The sequence below is a fragment of the Alphaproteobacteria bacterium genome, from assembly GCA_030740435.1.
GTDB lineage: Bacteria > Pseudomonadota > Alphaproteobacteria > UBA2966 > UBA2966.
Genome location: JASLXG010000219.1, coordinates 1 through 3,697 on the forward strand (window position 1 = coordinate 1; position 3,697 = coordinate 3,697).

Genomic DNA, 3,697 nt, shown 5'->3' on the forward strand with positions numbered 1-3,697 from the left:
CAAGCTTGCTCCGGTTCGCTGATGCCCTTGAGTTGGTGATGGCCGAGGTCACGGTAGTCGAAAAAGCCGCCGGCGATGCGCCGGGTGGCGTCGCTGATGACGACGCTGTCGGCCTCTGCCAGGCTTTGCAGGCGGGCTGCCAGGTTGGGTGTCACGCCCAGCACGGCGTGCTCCTCCGAGGCGCCTTGGCCGATGATATCGCCGGCCACCACCAAGCCGGTGGCGATGCCGATGCGCACGTGCAAGCGGAGCCCCGGCTGGGGTTCCAGTTCAGCCACGCCGGCAATGATCCTGAGCCCCGCCCGAACAGCTCGTTCGGGATCGTCTTCATGGGCTTGGGGGTAGCCGAAGTAGACCAGGATGCCATCGCCCATATAGCGTGCGATGTAGCCCCCGAAAGCCTCGATCTGGCCGCCGCAGACGTCTTGATATTGGCTTATGACTTCACGCAGATCTTCGGGGTCGAAACGTTCCGAAAGGGCCGTCGAATCGGCCAGGTCGCAGAACATTACCGTCAGTTGCCGGCGTTCGGCTTCACTTTCGGCTACCGTTTCGATCGGGGCAGCCACAGTGGGCGGGGCCGCATCCCCGAGTCTGACGCCGCACTGGCCGCAGAAAATGTGGTCGGCCGGATTGGCCGCACCGCAGGCGAGGCAGCACCCCGGCAGCCGGCCGCCGCACTGGCCGCAGAACTTGTTTTCAGGCGGATTGCCCGCCTGGCAGGCAGGGCATTCGTTCACTGCGTCCAGGCTCCCCCGCTTGGTTGATCGAGGCGCGCCGAGATGCCCCAGCGGTGAGGTTAGCGCAAATCGTGGTGCCAACCCACCAACTTGCCTAGCAGATCGAGCACATCCTTTGACGCCTCTTCGACCTGGCCGATCGAGTCCAGCGCCTGGCGGTTGACCCCAAACTCAAGCTTGGGCTGGCGGCACTTGATGTCCGGCATCGTGACGATGAAGTTGCTGTGTATAAATGCCAAATAAAAAAATACCTAATAACAATGGATTATAAGATATTTCTAGTGCAACACATTAGAGTATGCATGGGTTGTACTGGAAACCGGGAGCGGGGAACCTTACGTTTGATGGCAACGATGGTGGCAGGGACGGCGGCGGTGTGACGTTACAGAGCGTAGACAAACCCAAGGTGGATGACGGCTGGGCGCGATCGCGCCGTTTTTTGCGCCAGGTGCGCGAGTTGATGACCGGCCACGGCACCACCGAGGCACGCCTCGACCGAGTGGTGACGGTGATTGCCGACTACATGGCGGCCGAGGTCTGCTCGATCTACGTGCTGCGCGACCAGCGCGATCTCGAGCTGTTTGCCACCAAGGGCCTCAACCGCGATGCCGTGCACCTGACGCGCTTGAAAAAGGGGGAGGGGCTGGTCGGTCTGATTGCCGAACAAGCCCGCCCGGTAGCCCTGGCCGACGCCCAGAGCCATCCCAATTTCGCGCTGCGGCCGGAAACCGGCGAGGAAGTCTACCAATCCTTCATGGGCGTGCCGGTGCTGAGTGCCGGCCGCGTGCTGGGCGTCGTGGTGGTGCAGAACGTAACGCGGCGGCGCTACGCCGAAGCCGAGATCGAGGCCTGCGAGACCGTCGCCATGGTGCTGGCCGAGGTTCTGGCGACGGCGGTCGAGGAACGGCCGCCGGCGGCGGCGCCAATCGTGGCCGGGCCGGCCCTGATCGCCGGCCTATCGCTGAGCCGGGGCGTGGCCACCGGCCGGGCCCGCCGGGTGCAGCGCGAAATCGTCATCGAGCGCACCTTGGCCGAGCAATTGGAGCCGGAGCTGGCTCGCCTGGACCAGGCCTTCGCGGCGCTCAGTACCGGCCTCGAGGCCCATTTGCAGGGCTCGGCCCTGCCGGCGCTGGGCGAGCACAGCGAGGTGCTGGAGGCCTTCAAGATGTTTGCCGAGGATCATGGCTGGCGCGAGCGCATCGCCGATGCCGTGCGCGGCGGCCTCAGCGCCGAGGCGGCGGTGCAGCTGGTGCAGAACGAGATTCGCGGCCGCCTCTCCAAGGCCCAGGATCCTTATTTGCGCGAGCGCCTGGTCGATCTCGACGATCTCGGCGACCGCCTGCTGGGGCACCTCATCGGTCCCTTGGGAAATGGCGCCCCGGGCGCCCTCGTGCTCGAAGAACCGGCCGTGCTGATCGCCCGCAACCTGGGGCCGGCGGCGCTGCTGGATCTCGACCCCGCTTTTCTCGAAGGCGTGGTGCTGACCGAAGGCTCGCCGACCTCGCACTTGGCCATCGTCGCCCGGGCCTTGGGCGTTCCCGTGGTGGGGCGCTGCCGCGAGGCCCTCGAGGCGGTGGCCGAGGGCGATCTGCTGATCGTCGATGGTGACGGCGGCCAGATCGTGGTGCGGCCCGAGCCCCGCGCCCTGCAGGCCTACGAGAGCTCCATCGGGCGTTCCCGCCCGGCCGACGATTTTGCCGCCACGGCCGCGCTCGAGCCGCTGAGCCGCGACGGACGCCACATCTCCATCGAGCTCAATGCCGGCTTTCCCTTCGAAGTGCCCCGGCTCGACGACTGCGGCGCCGAGGGCATCGGCCTCTTTCGCACCGAACTTGCCTTCATGGGGCGCCACAGCTATCCCGACGTGGCGGCCCAGGCCGAGCTTTATGCCTCGGTCCTGGCCCGGGCCGGCAGCCGCCCGGTGGTCTTCCGCACCCTCGACATCGGCAGCGACAAGGCGCTGCCTTATCTCGAGACTTCGGGCGATGCCAATCCGGCGCTGGGTTGGCGCGGCATCCGCGTCGGTTTCGACCGCCCCGACATCCTCGAGGACCAGCTTGGCGCCTTGATCCGGGCCGCCGGCCAGCGCCTCGACGTGGTCTTTCCCATGGTCACCGAGCTGGCCGAGTTCAACCATGCCCGCGGCGTCCTCGAGGCCGAGTTGGAAAAAGCCCGGGCCGCCAGCCTGGCCACGCTGGCCGACGTGCGCGTCGGCGTCATGCTCGAGGTGCCGGCCCTGCTGTGGCAGCTCAGGCCGCTGTTTGCCGCCGCCGATTTCGTTTCCTTGGGCAGCAACGACCTGTTGCAGTACCTGTTCGCCAGCGACCGCGACAATCCCCGTGTCAACGCCCGCTACGACGTGCTGTCGGCGCCCCTTTTGGGCCTGATCGGCGAGATCGTTTCGGCCGCCGCCGAGGCCGCCATTCCGCTCACCGTCTGCGGCGAGATCGCCGGCCGGCCGCTCGAGGCCATGGCCTTGGTGGGCTGCGGCATCGAGCGCCTGTCGATGGCGGCGGCCGAGGTGCCGGCGCTAAAACGCATGGTGCGCAGCCTCGACGTGGGTGCCTTGCGCGGGCTGGTCTGCGACCTGGCCGGCCAGGACCACGGCAGCGTACGCACCGCCTTCGAGGATTTCGCCCGGGAAAACGGTGTCGAGGTTTAGCGCAAGTCCTCCAGTCGTCATTCCCGCGAAAGAGCGTGTGAAGGAATAGCGCAGCGGCGTCAAATGCTGCTGCCGCCCCCCCACCCCGACCCTCCCCCACAAGGGGGGAGGGAGCGAAAACCGGCCGTGGCCCTTGCTTTCTTCCCTCCCCCTGGATGGGGGAGATTCCATGGGTTGGTGAGCGTGCTTCCGTTAGGTTTGGATTTCCAACAACCCCAAACCATCGGAGATGACAGATGCAAGCATCGACTCAAACATCGACCATTTGCACGCCCACCAGGGAACAGTCTGCCAC

3 protein-coding genes are annotated in these 3,697 nt (G+C 66.4%); 1 reads left to right on the forward strand and 2 read right to left on the reverse strand.

Annotated features, from left to right (window positions below; all coding sequences use genetic code 11):
* The coding region (locus QGG75_20625; protein MDP6069636.1) for an adenylate/guanylate cyclase domain-containing protein at positions 1-740 on the reverse strand (740 nt) is incomplete at its 3' end.
* A 59-nt stretch (positions 741-799) separates the two neighbouring features.
* Positions 800-946: a hypothetical protein gene (locus QGG75_20630; GenBank protein MDP6069637.1), complete on the reverse strand. Its 147-nt coding sequence runs from the start codon at positions 944-946 to the stop codon at positions 800-802.
* A 170-nt stretch (positions 947-1,116) separates the two neighbouring features.
* Here QGG75_20630 and ptsP point away from each other — a divergent pair, with 170 nt between their 5' ends.
* On the forward strand, positions 1,117-3,402 hold the full coding sequence (gene ptsP / locus QGG75_20635) for a phosphoenolpyruvate--protein phosphotransferase (GenBank protein ID MDP6069638.1): 2,286 nt from the start codon (positions 1,117-1,119) through the stop codon (positions 3,400-3,402).
* The last annotated feature ends 295 nt before the right edge of the window (positions 3,403-3,697 follow it).

Bases quoted from the DNA above. Each gene is read 5' to 3' on its own strand.
- QGG75_20630 (MDP6069637.1), bottom strand. From the start codon at position 946: ATGCCGGACATCAAGTGCCGCCAGCCCAAGCTTGAGTTTGGGGTCAAC.